General features: G+C 69.7%; 13 protein-coding genes. 3 read left to right on the top strand and 10 right to left on the bottom strand.

Annotation, left to right across the window (positions count from 1 at the left end; translation table 11 throughout):
* Positions 1–167 precede the first annotated feature (167 nt).
* From ACLJQF_RS47535 to ACLJQF_RS47525, 3 genes are all read right to left on the bottom strand, one after another.
* Positions 168–527 (bottom strand): PLDc N-terminal domain-containing protein, encoded by a 360-nt coding sequence (locus ACLJQF_RS47535; protein ID WP_410617182.1) that lies wholly within the window; start codon positions 525–527, stop codon positions 168–170.
* A gap of 58 nt (positions 528–585) precedes the next feature.
* Positions 586–1,245, bottom strand: a complete 660-nt coding sequence (locus tag ACLJQF_RS47530) for a hypothetical protein (protein ID WP_410617184.1) — start codon at positions 1,243–1,245, stop codon at positions 586–588.
* A gap of 121 nt (positions 1,246–1,366) precedes the next feature.
* Positions 1,367–2,044: a GNAT family N-acetyltransferase gene (locus ACLJQF_RS47525; protein WP_410617180.1), complete on the bottom strand. Its 678-nt coding sequence runs from the start codon at positions 2,042–2,044 to the stop codon at positions 1,367–1,369.
* A gap of 52 nt (positions 2,045–2,096) precedes the next feature.
* Here ACLJQF_RS47525 and ACLJQF_RS47520 point away from each other — a divergent pair, with 52 nt between their 5' ends.
* Positions 2,097–2,939: a PaaX family transcriptional regulator C-terminal domain-containing protein gene (locus ACLJQF_RS47520; RefSeq protein WP_410617179.1), complete on the top strand. Its 843-nt coding sequence runs from the start codon at positions 2,097–2,099 to the stop codon at positions 2,937–2,939.
* A 44-nt stretch (positions 2,940–2,983) separates the two neighbouring features.
* On the opposite strand, the gene ACLJQF_RS47515 is transcribed toward ACLJQF_RS47520, so the two are convergent.
* Positions 2,984–3,379 (bottom strand): RidA family protein, encoded by a 396-nt coding sequence (locus ACLJQF_RS47515; RefSeq protein ID WP_410617177.1) that lies wholly within the window; start codon positions 3,377–3,379, stop codon positions 2,984–2,986.
* A 67-nt stretch (positions 3,380–3,446) separates the two neighbouring features.
* Between ACLJQF_RS47515 and ACLJQF_RS47510 the strand changes: the two genes are divergently transcribed.
* Positions 3,447–5,789, top strand: a complete 2,343-nt coding sequence (locus ACLJQF_RS47510) for a bifunctional salicylyl-CoA 5-hydroxylase/oxidoreductase (protein WP_410617175.1) — start codon at positions 3,447–3,449, stop codon at positions 5,787–5,789.
* On the top strand, positions 5,786–6,925 hold the full coding sequence (locus ACLJQF_RS47505; protein ID WP_410617174.1) for an acyl-CoA dehydrogenase family protein: 1,140 nt from the start codon (positions 5,786–5,788) through the stop codon (positions 6,923–6,925). Before ACLJQF_RS47510 ends, ACLJQF_RS47505 begins: the two co-directional genes overlap by 4 nt.
* A 68-nt stretch (positions 6,926–6,993) precedes the next feature.
* Here ACLJQF_RS47505 and ACLJQF_RS47500 read toward each other — a convergent pair whose 3' ends face one another.
* From ACLJQF_RS47500 to ACLJQF_RS47475, 6 genes are read right to left on the bottom strand one after another with little or no spacing between them, the layout of a single operon-like run.
* A complete protein-coding gene (locus ACLJQF_RS47500) occupies positions 6,994–8,397 on the bottom strand; it encodes a GH1 family beta-glucosidase (protein ID WP_410617172.1) in 1,404 nt (467 codons plus the stop codon).
* Between the two features lie 36 nt (positions 8,398–8,433).
* Positions 8,434–9,426, bottom strand: coding sequence for an ABC transporter ATP-binding protein (locus ACLJQF_RS47495; RefSeq protein WP_410617170.1), 993 nt, complete (start codon positions 9,424–9,426; stop codon positions 8,434–8,436).
* Positions 9,423–10,400 (bottom strand): ABC transporter permease, encoded by a 978-nt coding sequence (locus tag ACLJQF_RS47490; protein ID WP_410617169.1) that lies wholly within the window; start codon positions 10,398–10,400, stop codon positions 9,423–9,425. Before ACLJQF_RS47490 ends, ACLJQF_RS47495 begins: the two co-directional genes overlap by 4 nt.
* A gap of 1 nt (position 10,401) precedes the next feature.
* Positions 10,402–11,382: an ABC transporter permease gene (locus tag ACLJQF_RS47485; protein ID WP_410617168.1), complete on the bottom strand. Its 981-nt coding sequence runs from the start codon at positions 11,380–11,382 to the stop codon at positions 10,402–10,404.
* The gene (locus ACLJQF_RS47480; protein ID WP_410617167.1) at positions 11,379–12,539 is read right to left on the bottom strand and encodes an ABC transporter ATP-binding protein; all 1,161 of its coding nucleotides are present in this window, start codon (positions 12,537–12,539) and stop codon (positions 11,379–11,381) included. Before ACLJQF_RS47480 ends, ACLJQF_RS47485 begins: the two co-directional genes overlap by 4 nt.
* A 17-nt stretch (positions 12,540–12,556) precedes the next feature.
* Complete coding sequence (locus tag ACLJQF_RS47475) at positions 12,557–14,227, bottom strand: ABC transporter substrate-binding protein (RefSeq protein ID WP_410617166.1); 1,671 nt, start codon at positions 14,225–14,227, stop codon at positions 12,557–12,559.
* Positions 14,228–14,309: the final 82 nt, after the last annotated feature.

Raw genomic sequence — 14,309 nt, 5'->3', positions numbered from 1 at the left:
TCGCTGCCCGGCTCAACGACCGTCCCCGCAAGACTCTGAACTGGCTTACCCCGCAGGAAAAGATCAACATGCTACTGTCCGATGTAGAGCATGTTGCAACAACCACATGAATCCACCCCGCCTTGGGTGCGTCTCACGCACCGAAGGCCGCCTTGGGGCGCTTGGGGTTAGGCCTCGCCGCGCTTTTCGCGGGCCAGCTTGCGCTGGGCTTCCGCGCGTTCCCGGCACTTGCGGAGGAATTCCTCGTCGTCGTCCGGGCTCGTCGCCGCGAACCGGCCCGGCCGGTCGTACTCGGGGAACGCCGACGCCTCGCGCTCGTACCGGCCGCGCGCCCGCGTCACCTGCTGCGGACGCCCCGCCACCAGCCAGACGATCGAGCCGACCAACGGCACCACGAGCACGAGCAGCAGCCACAGCCCCTTCGGCAGGTTGCGGCACGACGACTCGTCCGTCGTGATCACGTCGACCAGGCAGAAGATCCACAACCCGAACGTGACGATGCCGAGCAGACCGTCGAAGTACAGCAATTGGCGCACCTTCCCCCAAGAATGAACGCGGTAAGTCTTAGCAGAAGGCCGGGACGGGTCAGTCGCGGGTCACCCACAGCACCGCGGGCATCCGAAGATTCGGCGCCGAAACCCACGTCGTTTCCCGTTCTGTCAGGCGAAAACCGCGCAACGCCTCCAGAACGCCGGCCGCGAGAGCGAGCGCGTGCCGCGACCCCGGGCACGCACGCGGCCCGGCACCGAACGGCGTCCCGGCGAGCGACACCGTGACGTCGTCGCCGTCGACCCGGCGGCGGGTGGCGAGCACCGGCTGCTCGGCCGGTTTTCCGGTCAGTGCCGCGAAAAGCTCGTTGCCGATCAGGCCGGCCGTGGCGTCGCAGGCCTGGACGAGCAGGCCGATCCGCGCCGCCGCGAGCTCGTCCGCGGCGCCGCACGCGGTGATCAACCGTCCCAGCGCGGCTTCGGCGTCCGCGCCCGGCGTGACGTGCGGGTGGTACGCGGCCGCGACCAGCGCCACCTCCGCGGAGACGGCCGGCAGGCCGAGCGCCGAAGCGAGCACACCGACCGGCACCGGCCGCGCGATTTCTGCCATCACGTCGACGACGGTGAGGTCGGCTGCGAACCGGTAGGTACGCGAAAACGCTTTGTCTCGCAACGAATCCGCGTCGACCGAAGCCAGCAGGTCCACGGCGAGCGCCCGCCGGCGGACGTGGTCGGCACCGTTGCTGAAGCGGGCCACGGACGCCCGCAACCACGCGATGCTGCCCGGCGGGGCATCGGAGGACACAGGCGGAACCGGAGCGGAAAGCGAAGTCATGCTGCGAAGTTAGCCGCGGAAAACGTCGGCGACGGCCGAAGCTTTACAGGATCGGCGAAGCCGGGAACCACGTCGCCTGTGGCCCACCGCAGAGCGTCGCGCGCGGGACGTCGTGCTGGAACCACCACGCCTCGGTGACCCGGCCGTCCGGCAGCCGGTACGTCGGCGGGCCGCCCACGCGGACGAGCCCGGCGGTCTGCAGCGACCGCGCGCTGGCGACGTTGCCGACCTCCGCGCCGGCGCGGACCCGCGCCAGGCCGAGGTGGTCGTGCGCCAGCGTCAGCCCGGCCGCGAAGAGCACCCGGCCGTAGCCGCGGCCGCGGTAGTCCGGGGCGAGGTAGCCGCCGGTCTCCGGGCCGCCGTCCTCGCCGGTGTGCACGCTCACCAGCCCGACGCAGCGGTTGGCTTCGACGTCGATCATCACCAGGTCGACGGACTGCGGATCGGGTGACGCCCAGTCCGGCCCGGTGCCGGGCACGACCCGCAGCGCGTCGGCCCGCGCCGGCTCGGCGACGATCGAATCGCGCTGCCAGCCGAGCCACCGCTGCGCGGCCGGGTCACTGCCCCCGGCCACGGCGGCGGCGTACTCCCACGCGGTCGGGGTGCGGAAGAGGAAGCGGCCGCTGCGCAGCACGTGGCCCTGCCGGTCGCAGGTCCGCTTGGTCATCAGGCGGCCGCGGCGGGTGAGCCGGTCGAAGATCCCCTTGGTGGCTGACTGCATCGCGGCGAAATCGTAGCGGAGCGATCCGGGCGGGAGTTGCTATCGTGGCGCGATGACGGCCGTACCCGAGGCAACCGAACTGGACGGCTCCGGCCGGTCCGCCCAGCCTCGCCAGCTCATCGTGACGGTGTACGGCCTCTACTCCCGCACCGAGGGCGGCTGGCTCTCGGTCGCCTCGCTGATCGACCTGCTGGCCGCCGTCGGCGTCGACGAGCCCGCGGTGCGCTCGTCGATCTCCCGGCTGAAGCGCCGCGGAATCCTCGAAGCGGTCCGCCGCGACGCGACGGCCGGGTACGAGCTGTCCGACGAAGCCCGCGAGATCCTGCGCGAGGGCGACGAGCGAATCTTCCGCCGCGGGCGCGCGACCCCGGCGGACGGCTGGCTGCTCGCGGTGTTTTCGGTGCCCGAAACCGAACGCCACAAGCGCCACCTCCTGCGCACGCAGCTCGCCCGGATGGGCTTCGGCACCGCGGCTTCCGGCGTCTGGATCGCCCCGGCCCACTTGCACGCGGCCACCGAGGAAGCACTCACCCGGCTCGGCCTGGCCGGCTACGCCGACCTGTTCCGCGCCGAGCACCTGGCCTTCGGCGACGTCGCGGCGAAGGTCCGCGACTGGTGGGACCTCGACCGCCTGGACGAGCTGTACACGACGTTCCTCGACGAGCACGGCCCGGCGCTGCGCCGCAAGTCCGTGACCGAGGAGCAAGCGTTCGCCGACTACGTCCGCGTACTGACCGGCTGGCGGCGGATGCCCTACCTCGACCCGGGCCTGCCCGCGGAGTTCCTGCCCGCCGGCTGGTCCGGGATCCGCGCGGCCGAGCTGTTCTTCCAGCTGCACGCGCAACTGGAGACGCCGGCCCGCGCGTACGTCGCGAAGGCGATCAACCTCGGCTGAGCAGTCTGCCGCGGCCCTCGTGAGTGGTAATTCGGGTTAGAACCCTAATTGCCACTCACGACCGCGAAGCCCTGGACCTCGACCAGCGCCTCCTCGTCCCACAGCCGGGACACGCCGATGCCCGCCATCGCCGGGTATTCCGTGCCCGCGAGCCGCCGCCAGACCGCGCCGATCTCGCGCGCGTGGGCCTGGTAGTCGACCATGTCGACGATGTAGATCGTCACGCTGCAGAGGTCCGCCGCCGAGCCGCCGGCCGCGCGCAGCGACGTCAGGAGGTTGCCGAGCGCGCGTTCGAACTGCGCCACGACGCCGTCGCCGACGATCTTGTTCGACGCGTCCAACGCGGTCTGGCCGGCGAGGAAGACCACCCGGCCCTCGGCCACCACCGCGTGCGAGAACCCGGACGGCTTGCCCAGTTCCGGCGGGTTGATGCGTTCCATGCGGGACACGGTACGCCATCTTTCGCGTTATTGACGGTCGTACTCATCGCGACATACCCTGGACGGCGTGCGAATCGCGGTCATCGGTGGCGGCCCGGCGGGTCTGTACTTCGCCGCGCTCGCGAAGCAGCTCGGTCCCGGTCACGAAATCACCGTGTGGGAGCGCAACGCCCCGGACGACACCTTCGGCTTCGGCGTCGTGTTCTCCGACGAGACGCTCGGCGGCATCGAGCACGCCGACGCAGGCGTCCACGAGGCCATGAAGGCCGAATTCGCCCGCTGGGACGACATCGACGTCCACTACCGCGGCACGGTCACCACCTCGGGCGGTCACGGCTTCGCCGCGATGAGCCGCAAGCGCCTGCTCGGCATCCTGCAGAGCCGCTGCGGCGAACTCGGCGTCGGGCTGCACTTCCGGGAGGAGGCGCCGGCCGACCTGTCGGGGTACGACCTGGTCATCGCCGCCGACGGCGTCAATTCGGCGATGCGCGCGCGGTACGCCGAGACGTTCCGGCCGAGCGTCGAGACCCGCCGGTGCCGGTACATCTGGCTGGGCACGGACCTGGTGTTCGACGCCTTCAAGTTCTACGTCCTCGAAACGCCGGCCGGGATCATGCAGATCCACGGCTACCCGTACGGCCGCGACGGCAGCACGTTCATCCTCGAGGTCTCCGACGACGTCTGGCAGCGGACGTTCGGGCCGATCGCGGCGGCCTCGCTCAACCCCGGCGAGAGCGACGAGAAGTCGATCGCGCTGATCCGCGAGCTGTGCGCCGACGTCCTCGGCGGGCACCGGATCATGGCGAACAACTCGAAGTGGGTCTCGTTCGGAACGGTCCGCTGCGAGACGTGGGTGCACGAGAACGTCGTCCTCCTCGGCGACGCGGCGCACACCGCGCACTTCTCGATCGGCTCCGGCACGAAGCTGGCGATGGAGGACGCGCTCGCGCTCGCCGCGTGCCTGCACGAAAACGACGGCGTCGCGTCGGCGTTGAAGGCGTACGAGCTGGAACGGCGGCCGGTCGTCACGTCGACGCAGCGCGCGGCGCAGGCCAGCCTGGAGTGGTTCGAGAACATCGCGCAGTACGCCCACCAGGAGCCGCCGCAGTTCGCGTTCAACATCCTCACGCGCAGCCGGCGCGTCACCTACGACAACCTCCGCCTGCGCGACCCCGAGTTCGCCACCGAGCTCGACCACTGGTTCGCCCGCTCGCTCGGGACGACGTCGCGGCCGCCGATGTTCCAGCCGTTCTCGTTGGGCGGACTGGAGCTGCCGAACCGGATCGTCGTGTCCCCGATGGACATGTACTCCGCGCAGGACGGCGTGCCGGGCGACTTCCACCTGGTGCACCTGGGCAGCAAGGCCCTCGGTGGCGCCGGGCTGGTGATGACCGAGATGGTCTGCGTCTCCCCCGAAGGCCGGATCACGCCGGGCTGCGGCGGGCTGTACACAGCGGAACAGGAAGCCGCCTGGAAACGGGTCGTCGACTTCGTGCACGCGCAGACACCCGCGCGGATTGGTGTCCAATTGGGACACTCCGGGCGCAAGGGCTCGACGAAACTTATGTGGGACGGCATCGACGAGCCACTCCCGGCCGGCAACTGGGAGATCTGCGCGCCTTCGCCGCTGCCGTACTCCGAACGCAACCAGGTCCCACGCGAACTGTCCACTTCGGAGCTTTCGGAGATCTGTTCGCAATTCGCCGCCTGCGCGGAAGCGGCCGCGCGCGCCGGGTTCGACGTCCTCGAACTGCACTGCGCGCACGGCTACCTGCTGTCGTCGTTCCTCTCGCCCTTGACCAACCAGCGCACGGATTCCTACGGCGGCTCGCTCGAAAACCGGCTGCGGTTCCCCCTCGAAGTCTTCGACGCGGTCCGCGCCGCCTGGCCCGCCGAGCGGCCGATGACCGTCCGGATCTCGGCGACGGACTGGTGCGAGGGCGGCATCGACGCGGACGACGCCGTCGAGATCGCGCGGGCGTTCGCCGCCCACGGCGCCGCGGGTATCGACGTCTCGACCGGCCAGGTCGTCAGCGAGGAACGCCCGCAGTACGGGCGCAGCTACCAGACACCCTACGCCGACCGGATCCGCAACGAAATCGGCGAGGAGTACGGGATCGCGGTGATCGCGGTCGGCACGATCTCGTCCTACGACGACGTCAACTCGCTGATCCTGGCCGGGCGAGCCGACCTCTGCGCCCTCGGCCGGACCCACCTCTACGATCCACAGTGGACTCTCCACGCGGCGGCCGAGCAGGGCTACCCGATGCCGTGGCCCAAGCCGTTCGCCGCGGGGAGCCGCAAGCCGCAGACGGGCCGCTCCGACGGGCCGGAGCCGCGTCTCGACCTCGTCCGGTCCGGCGTCCCCGGGACCGCTCACGCCCGCTGGCGACCGGGAGCTTCCTCATGACTTTCGCGCTGAATCCCGCTCAGCAGGCGTTCGCCGCCGAGGTGCGGCAGCTGGCGACCGAGCAGCTTCTCCCCCTCGCCGAGTCCGGTGTGGAGGGTGCGGTCAACCGCCCGTTGCTCAAGGCCATGGGTGCGCTCGGCTTGCTCGCACGGCTCTTCCCCGGCGTCGCTTCGGGCACGCCGTCCAGGCAGGCGGCCGCGACGGACCTGTGCATCCTGCGCGAGAACCTCGCCACGGTGAGCACGGAAGCCGAGACAGCGCTGGCGTTGCAGGGCTTGGGAAGTTACCCGGTGCTCCAGTCCGGAAGGGACGAGCAGGTCGCTCGCTGGTTGCCGGCGGTAGCGGCCGGCGACGCGGTGGCGGCGTTCGCACTGACCGAGCCGGACGCGGGCTCGGACGCGGCGGCGCTGTCACTGGCGGCGGAACCCGACGGCGAAGGCTGGCGCCTGACGGGGTCGAAGATGTGGATCTCGAACGCGCCGGAAGCCGACTTCTACACGGTGTTCGCCCGGACGACGCCAGGCGCGGGCTCACGCGGGGTCAGCGCGTTCGTCGTCCCCGCCGACCGCCCGGGCCTCGGCGGCGAGCACCTGGACCTGGTGAGCCCGCACCCGATCGGCACGGTGACGTTCGACGGCGTCGAGGTCCGGCGCGAGGAACTGCTCGGTGAGGAGAACCGCGGCTTCGCCGTCGCGATGCGGACGCTGGACCTGTTCCGCCCGAGCGTCGGCGCGTTCGCCGTCGGCATGGCGCAGGCGGCGCTGGACGCCGCGGTCTCCCACACGAGTTCCCGCGAGGCCTTCGGAGGGCCGCTGATCAAGCAGCAGGCGGTGGCGCACACGCTGGCCGAGATGGCCACCCGCATGGAAGCGGCCCGCCTCCTGGTCTACGCGGCGGCGGGCGCGTACGACGCGGGCGAGCAGAACCTCGGCGGCCGCGCGGCGATGGCCAAGCTGTTCGCCACCGAGGCGGCCCAGTTCGTCGTGGACGCGGCGGTCCAGCTGCACGGCGCCCGCGCACTGCGACGCGGGCACCTGCTGGAGCACCTGTACCGGGAGGTCCGCGCGCCGCGGATCTACGAAGGCGCGTCGGAGATCCAGCGGACGATCATCGCCCGCTGGCTGACCTCGGGCTGAGCAACAAAGTTCGTGAAGGCCACCTTGAGGAACTACAAGTTCCTCAAGGTGGCCTTCACGAACTTTGGTCAGCTGCCGCGGACCCGCCGGACGGTGTCGCGGTAGAAGTACCCGCTCTGCTTGATCGTCCGCTGCTGCGTCTCGTAGTCCACCCGGATCAACCCGAACCGCTTCGCGTACCCGTAAGCCCACTCGAAGTTGTCCAAAAGGGACCATGCGAAGTACCCGCGGACGTCCGCCCCCGCATTGCGCGCCGCGGCCACCGCCGCGATGTGGGAAGCCAGGTACGCTGTGCGCCCGTCGTCGCGGACGAAGCCCGTCGAGTCCGGGTCGTCGTCGAAGGCCGAGCCGTTCTCCGTGATGTACATCGGCAGGCCCGGGTAGTCGCGGCCCAGGCGGGTCAGCAGTTCGGTGAACTTGCCCGGCAGGATCTCCCAGCCCATCGCCGTCGTCGGCTCGCCGAACGGGATCACCCGGGACGCCGGGACACCGTCCGCGTCGACGGCGGAACCCGCATCGTCCACGCCCGAGAACTGCTGGCCGAAGTAGTAGTTCACGCCCAGGAAGTCCAGCGGGGTGGAGATCACCGAAAGGTCGCCGTCCTGGATCGGGAGGCGGACGTCCCGCGAAGCCAGGTCGTCCACCACGTCCGCCGGGTAGCGGCCGTGGACCAGCGGGTCCAGGTAGATCCGGACGCCGAGGCCGTCCGCCTGGCGGGCGGCGCGGACGTCCTCCGGGGAGTCCGTCGCCGGGTCGGCCGTGCACATGTTGAGCGTGATGCCGAACTGCGTGTCCGCCGGGGCCGATTGGCGCATCCGCTGCGTCGCGAGCCCGTGGCCGAGCAGCAGGTGGTGCACCGCGTGCAACCCCGCCGTGTAGTCACGACGGCCCGGCGCCATCACGCCGTGGACGTACCCGTGCATCGCCGAGCACCACGGCTCGTTCAGCGTCGTCCAGTGGCGGACCCGGTCGGAAAGCCGGTCGAACACCAGCATCGCGTAGTCCGCGAACCGGTATGCCGTGTCGCGCGCCGGCCAGCCGCCCGCGTCCTCCAGTTCCTGCGGGAGGTCCCAGTGGTACAGCGTGAGCCACGGCGTGATCCCGCGGCTCAGCGTCTCGTCGACCAGCCGGTCGTAGAACCCGATGCCCGCCTCGTTGACGCCGCCGCGGCCGCGCGGCTGAACCCGGGGCCACGAAACGGAAAACCGATAGGTGTCCGCCCCGAGTGAGCTCACCAGCTCGATGTCCGACGGCATCCGGTGGTAGTGGTCGCACGCCACGTCACCGTTGTCGTTGTTGTCGATCGCCCACGGCTCCTGACAGAAAGTGTCCCAAATGGACGGTGTCCGCCCGTCTTCCGCGACCGCGCCTTCGATCTGGTACGCGGCGGTCGCCACGCCCCAGCGGAAGTCCGGCGGCAGGGTGTCGATCAGCGCCTGCTGCTCGGCGGTCGCGGCTGTGGTCTCGGTCAAGGCGGCTCTCCTCCAGAGGTATCGGGACACCGGCGGTCAAGAAGTGGCGACGGGGTGCAGCCAGCACGCCACTTCGCGGGCCGGGTCGCCGGGCGTGCCCAGCAGCGGCACGCGGTCGGGGCACGGCTCGAAAGCCTTGGGGCACCGCGGGTGGAACGCGCAACCGGACGGCATCCCGCGCGTGTCCGGTGGCGAACCGGGGATCCCGGCCAGCTCGCGCCGGGGCCCCCGCAGCGCGGGGAACGAGTTCAGCAGGCCGTGGCTGTACGGGTGCAGGGCGTCCCGGTAGAGGTCCGACGCCGGCGCCTGCTCGACGATCCGGCCGCCGTACATGATCGCGATCCGGTCCGAGAACTCCACCAGCAGCGAAAGGTCGTGCGTGATGAACAGGACCGAAAAGCCCAGCCGCTCCCGCAGTTCCACCAGCTCGCCGAGGATCTGCCGCTGCATGACGACGTCGAGCGCGGTGGTCGGCTCGTCCATGATGACGACCCGCGGTTCCAGCGCGAGCGCCATCGCGATCATCACGCGCTGCCGCATCCCGCCGGACAGCTGGTGCGGGTACGCCTCCAGTCGGTCGGCCGAGATGCCGACCAACTTGAGCAGGTCACGGGCGCGCGCCACCCGGCCCGCTCGCGTGGATCGCGGCTCGTGCGCCTTGATGACGTCGACCAGCTGCGTGACCACCTTGTGCACCGGGTTCAGCGAGTTCATCGCACCCTGGAACACAATGGACGTTTCGGCCCACCGGAAGTCGCGCAGCTGCTTGTCCGTCAGCTTCAGGACGTCGTAGGGCTCGCCGTCCGCGGGGTGGTAGATCACCTGACCGCCGCGGATCACACCCGGCGGCGCCAGCAGCCGCGTCAGCCCGTAGGCCAAAGTGGACTTCCCGCTGCCGCTTTCCCCGGCCAGACCGAGGACTTCGCCGCGGTGCAGCGTCAGGTGGACGTCGCGAACCGCGCGCACGGCCTCGCCGCCGACGCCGTAGTCGACGTCCAGGCCCTTGATCTCCAGCACCGGATCCATCATGGTCGTTCCTCCCGCCCGAGCACGGGCGTGAAGCCCACGCGCATGCGATGCGTCCGCCCGTCCGCGCCCTTGACGCGCGCCTTGCCGCTGCCGCGCAGCCGCGGGCTGACGAACTCGTCGATGCCGAAGTTGAGCAGGGACAACGCCGTGCCGAGGATGGCGATCGCCAGCCCGGCCGGCACGAACCACCACCACGCGCCCTGGGCCAGTGCCTGCTGACTCTGCGCCCAGAACAGGATCGTGCCCCAGTTCCAATTGGACAGTCCGGAGACGCCGACGAAGGCGAGCGTGATCTCCGACATCACCGCGAAGATCACGGTGCCGACGAAACTGGACGCGATCACCGCGGTCAGGTTCGGCAGGATCTCGAAGAAGATGATCCGCCAGGTCGACTCACCGGTCGCCCGGGCCGCTTCGACGTATTCCCGGCCGCGCAACGAAAGCGTCTGCGCTCGCAGGACCCGTGCGCCCCAGGCCCAGGACGTGAAGCCGATGATCACCGCTACCAGAAGGTCACCACCGGTGGGCACCGCGCTGCCGATGATGATGATCAGCGGCAGTGCCGGGATCACGAGGAACACATTGGACAGTGCGGACAGGCCTTCGCCCGGGGTGCCGCCGAGGTAGCCGGACGTCACCCCGACGATCACCGCGAGGATCGTCGCCACGATCCCGGCGGCCAGCCCGACCAGCATGACACTGCGCGTGCCGACCACGACCTGGCTGAAGATGTCCTGGCCGAGGTGGGTGGTGCCGAACCAGTGCCGCGCCGACGGCGATTCCAGCAGGTCGCTGCTGCGCGCCGACGGGTCGTACGGGGCGATCCAGTCCCCGACGATCGCGATCACCAGGAAGAAGACGATGACGGCGAGGCCGGTGCCGGTCTTGCCGCCGGTGAGGAACCGGAAGCGGCGCCGACGTGCTTCGAGAGGCAGGGCTTGGGCGATCTTGACGTCCGCGGCGGGTACGGCCATGTCAGCCCTCCTTCCGGGTGCGCGGGTCGAGCGCCAGGTAGGCGACGTCGGCGAACAGGTTCGCCACCAGCACCGACAGCGTGATGATCAGGAAGATGCCCTGCATCAGCGGGTAGTCCTGCGACCCGACCGCCTGGAACAGCTGGTAGCCGACGCCCGGGTAGGAGAAGACGATCTCCACCAGCAGCGTGCCGCCGACGATGAACCCGAGGGCGAGCGCGAAGCCGGACACGCTGGGCAGCAGCGCGTTGCGCGCGGCGTACCCGACCATCACCCGGCGTTCCGGCAGGCCCTTGGCGTGCGCGACGGTCACGTAGTCCTCCGACGCGACTGTGACCATCATGTTGCGCATGCCCAGGATCCAGCTGCCCATCGAGCTGATCAGGATGGTCAGCGCGGGCAGCAGGCTGTGCTGGATCGCGCTGCCGATGAACGAGCCGTCCCAGCCCGGGATGGTGCCCGGGTCGTAGCCGCCGGACGACGGGAAGAAGCTGCCCGGGCCGGCCAGCAGCGTCAGCGCGATCAGGCCGAGCCAGAAGTACGGGATCGACGAGAGGAACGTCGTCACCGGCAGCAGGCCGTCGACCCACGAGCCGCGCTTCCAGCCGGCGACCACGCCGAGCCCGGTGCCGATGGCGAAGCCGACGATCGTGGTGATGCCGACCAGGATGATCGTCCACGGCAGACTGTCGGTGAGCAGGTCGGACACCGGCGTCGGGAAGAACGTGAACGAGATCCCGAGGTCGCCGCGGAACAGCTGACCCCAGTAGTCGAAATACTGGGAGAGCAGGCTTTCGTTCTTGTCGAGTCCGAATAGGACGTACAGCGACTCGATCGCGTCCGCGCTGATCATGCCCTGGTTCTTGGCGATCAGCGACTGCACCGGGTCGCCCGGGATCATCCGCGGGATGAAGAAGTTGATGGTGACGGCGGCCCAGGCCGTGAAGACGTAGAAGGCCAGCCGTTGCAGCAGGTACCTCATCGGGCGGCTCCGTCGTAGAGCCAGCAGGCGGCCCAGTGCCCCGGCGCGTCGCCGACGTCGAACCGCGGCGGCAGCTCGGTCTCGCACCGGGCCATCGCGACCGGGCAGCGCGGATGAAACCGGCACCCGGACGGCGGATCAATCAAACTCGGCGGCTCCCCACCCGAATCCGCCGCTTTCACGTGAAAGTGGCGGTTGTCCACAGCCGCGGGCGGCACTTTCACGTGAAAGTGGCGGTTGTCCACAGCCGCGGGCGGCACTTTCACGTGAAAGTGGCGGTTGTCCACAGCCGGGGCGGCGAGGTGGTCTGGGTCGGGGGCGGAATTGATCAGCAGGCGGGTGTACGGGTGCGCCGGCCGCTGGGTGATGGTCTCGCTGTCGCCGCCTTCGACCATCCGGCCCGCGTACATCACCATCGTGTCGTCGGCGAAGTAGCGCGCGGACGCGATGTCGTGCGTGATGTACAGGATCGCCAGGTGCAGGCGTTCCTTCAGGTCGCGCAGCAGGTTCAGCACGCCGAGCCGGATGGAGACGTCCAACATGGACACCGGCTCGTCGGCCAGCAGCGCCTCCGGGTCCGCGCCGAGCGCCCGCGCGATCGCGACGCGCTGGCGCTGCCCGCCGGACAGCTCGTGCGGGAACTTGTCGACGTACCGCTCGGGCGGGGTCAGCTGGACGCGGGCGAGCAGCTCGTGCAGCGACTTTTCGAGGTCGTCACCCGCCCGGCCGTGGATCTTCAGCGCCCGCGTCAGGTGGTAGCGCACGGTGTGCACCGGGTTCAGCGACGCGAACGGGTCCTGGAAGATCATCTGCACCCGGCGGGCGTAGGCACGGAACGCCTTGCCGTGCTTGACGTTCACCGTCTCGCCGTGCAGCCGGATGTCGCCGCCGGTGCGCGGGTAGAGGCCCGCGAGCAGCCGCGCGACCGTCGACTTGCCCGAGCCGGACTCGCCGACCAGCGCGGTGACGCGGCCGCGCCGGAGGGTCAGGGTCACGTCGTCGACGGCCTGGATGCTGCGGCGGGGGCCGGTCAGCGCGGCCCTCCCGCGTCGCCGCAAAGGAAAGTGTTTCGTGAGGCCCGCGGCTTCGAGCACCACGGGGAGGTCCCCCTCCGACCCGACGGCGACGGGGTCGGAGGGGGACTGCTCGGTCGTCACAGCTGAATCCGCCATCGTCAGGCCGCGGGCTTGAGGTGCATGACGATGTCGAGCGCGTTGCGCAGCGTCGGCTGGGCCGGCGCGTACGGGTTGGCGTCGTCCGGCCAGCCGACCCAGTTCTTCGTGCTGTACTCGCCACCGGAGTTGGCCGCCGACGTGGGGATCATCGGCTGCTGCTCGATCATGATCTTCTGCAGCGTCGCCATGGCCGCGGTGCGGGCGGCGTCGTCCTCGGCGTTCGCGTAGGTCTCCAGGGCCTTGGTCGCCTCGTCGTTCTTGTAGCGGCCGTAGTTGCCGTTGATGCCACCCTGGCCGGTCGGCTTGTAGCGGCTGCCGTCCATGACGTCGCGGTACATGTCGTACGGCGTCTGCCCGTCGTTGGTCCAGTGCATCAGGCCCTCGAAGTCACCCGTGTCGACCGACTTCATCCAGGCGTCCTGGTTCATCTTCTCGACCGTGGCGGTGATGCCGATCTGCGCCAGGTTGTCCTTGATGATCTCCAGGTCGGTGATGTAGTCCGACCAGCCCGACGGGACGGTGAGCTTGATGGTGACCGGCTTGCCGCCCGGGTCGGCGAGCTTGTCGCCGGTGAACTTGTAACCCGCGCCGGTCAGCAGCGTCTTCGCGCCCGGGACGTCGACCTGGACCGACTGCCCCTTGTACTGCGGCGCGATGAACGGGTCGCCCGCCGGGGTCGGGATGCCGGTGACCTGGTCGTTCTTCGGGTAGAAGTAGCCGGCCTCACCCTGGTTGAAGATGTCGTCGCGGTTGATCACCTTGTTGATCGCCTGCCGCAGCTTCGGGTCGTTCCACGGCGCCTTCTCGGTGTTGAACCACAGGCCGTGGACGGCCAGCTGCGCGGGGAACCACAGCTTGTAGTGCTGGGGGTCCTTGGTGGTGTAGACGGCCTTGTAGTTCGGGATGAACACGAAGCTCCACTCGGAAGCCCCGTTGACCAGCGCGCTGACCTGCGCGTTGTTGTCGGTGTAGGAGGTGTAGCGGATCTCCTTGACCTTCGGCGCTTCCTGCCAGTAGCCGCTGTCGCGCCGCGTGACGATCATCGTCTGCGGGGTGGCCGACTTCAGCGTGTACGGGCCGGTGCCGACCGGGTTCTTCACGAGGTCGAGCGCCGGGTCCTTGATGCCCTGCCAGACGTGCTTCGGCACGACGAGGGTCTGCAGGATCTTCACCTGGTTGACGAACTGCGAGTTGTCGAAGCCCAGGGTCACCTGGTTGCCGGCCGCGGTGATGTCCTTGTAGGGGACGGCGTCGACGTTCAGCGCCTTGTTATCGCGCAGCAGCTGGAAGGTGTAGGCGACGTCTTCGCCGGTCATCGGCCGGCCGTCGGAGAACGTCACGCCGTCACGGACGGTCAGGACCAGCTTCTTGAAGTTGTCCGTCCAGTCCCACTTGGTGGCCAGCCAGGGCTTGCCCGGCTCCTGCGGCTTGACGCGGTTGAGCATGACGAGGGGCTCGTAGATCATCCACCGGTAGCCCATGTTCGACAGGGCGGACGTCTCCAGGAACGGGTTGTTGTTCTCCGCCTGCGGGCCGTCCGGCTTGCCGACGTTGAGCACGGCGTCCGGGTTGCCCTGGGCGGCGTTGGAACTCCCGCCCGAGCACGCGGTGAGACCGCTCAAGGCGGTCATGGCTACGAGCGCTGCGACGATGGAGCGCTTGACTCGCATCGGTTCCTCCTGGTCATCGACGACTGCGTGCTGTCGACTGGTAGCGAGCCCCGACCGCCGGCGACCGAACGACGTCCCGAAG

It is taken from the genome of Amycolatopsis sp. lyj-109, from assembly GCF_046548995.1.
Lineage (GTDB): Bacteria > Actinomycetota > Actinomycetes > Mycobacteriales > Pseudonocardiaceae > Amycolatopsis.
The sequence above is the reverse complement of the archived record's forward strand: the minus strand, read 5'-3'. Positions and strand labels throughout refer to the sequence as shown.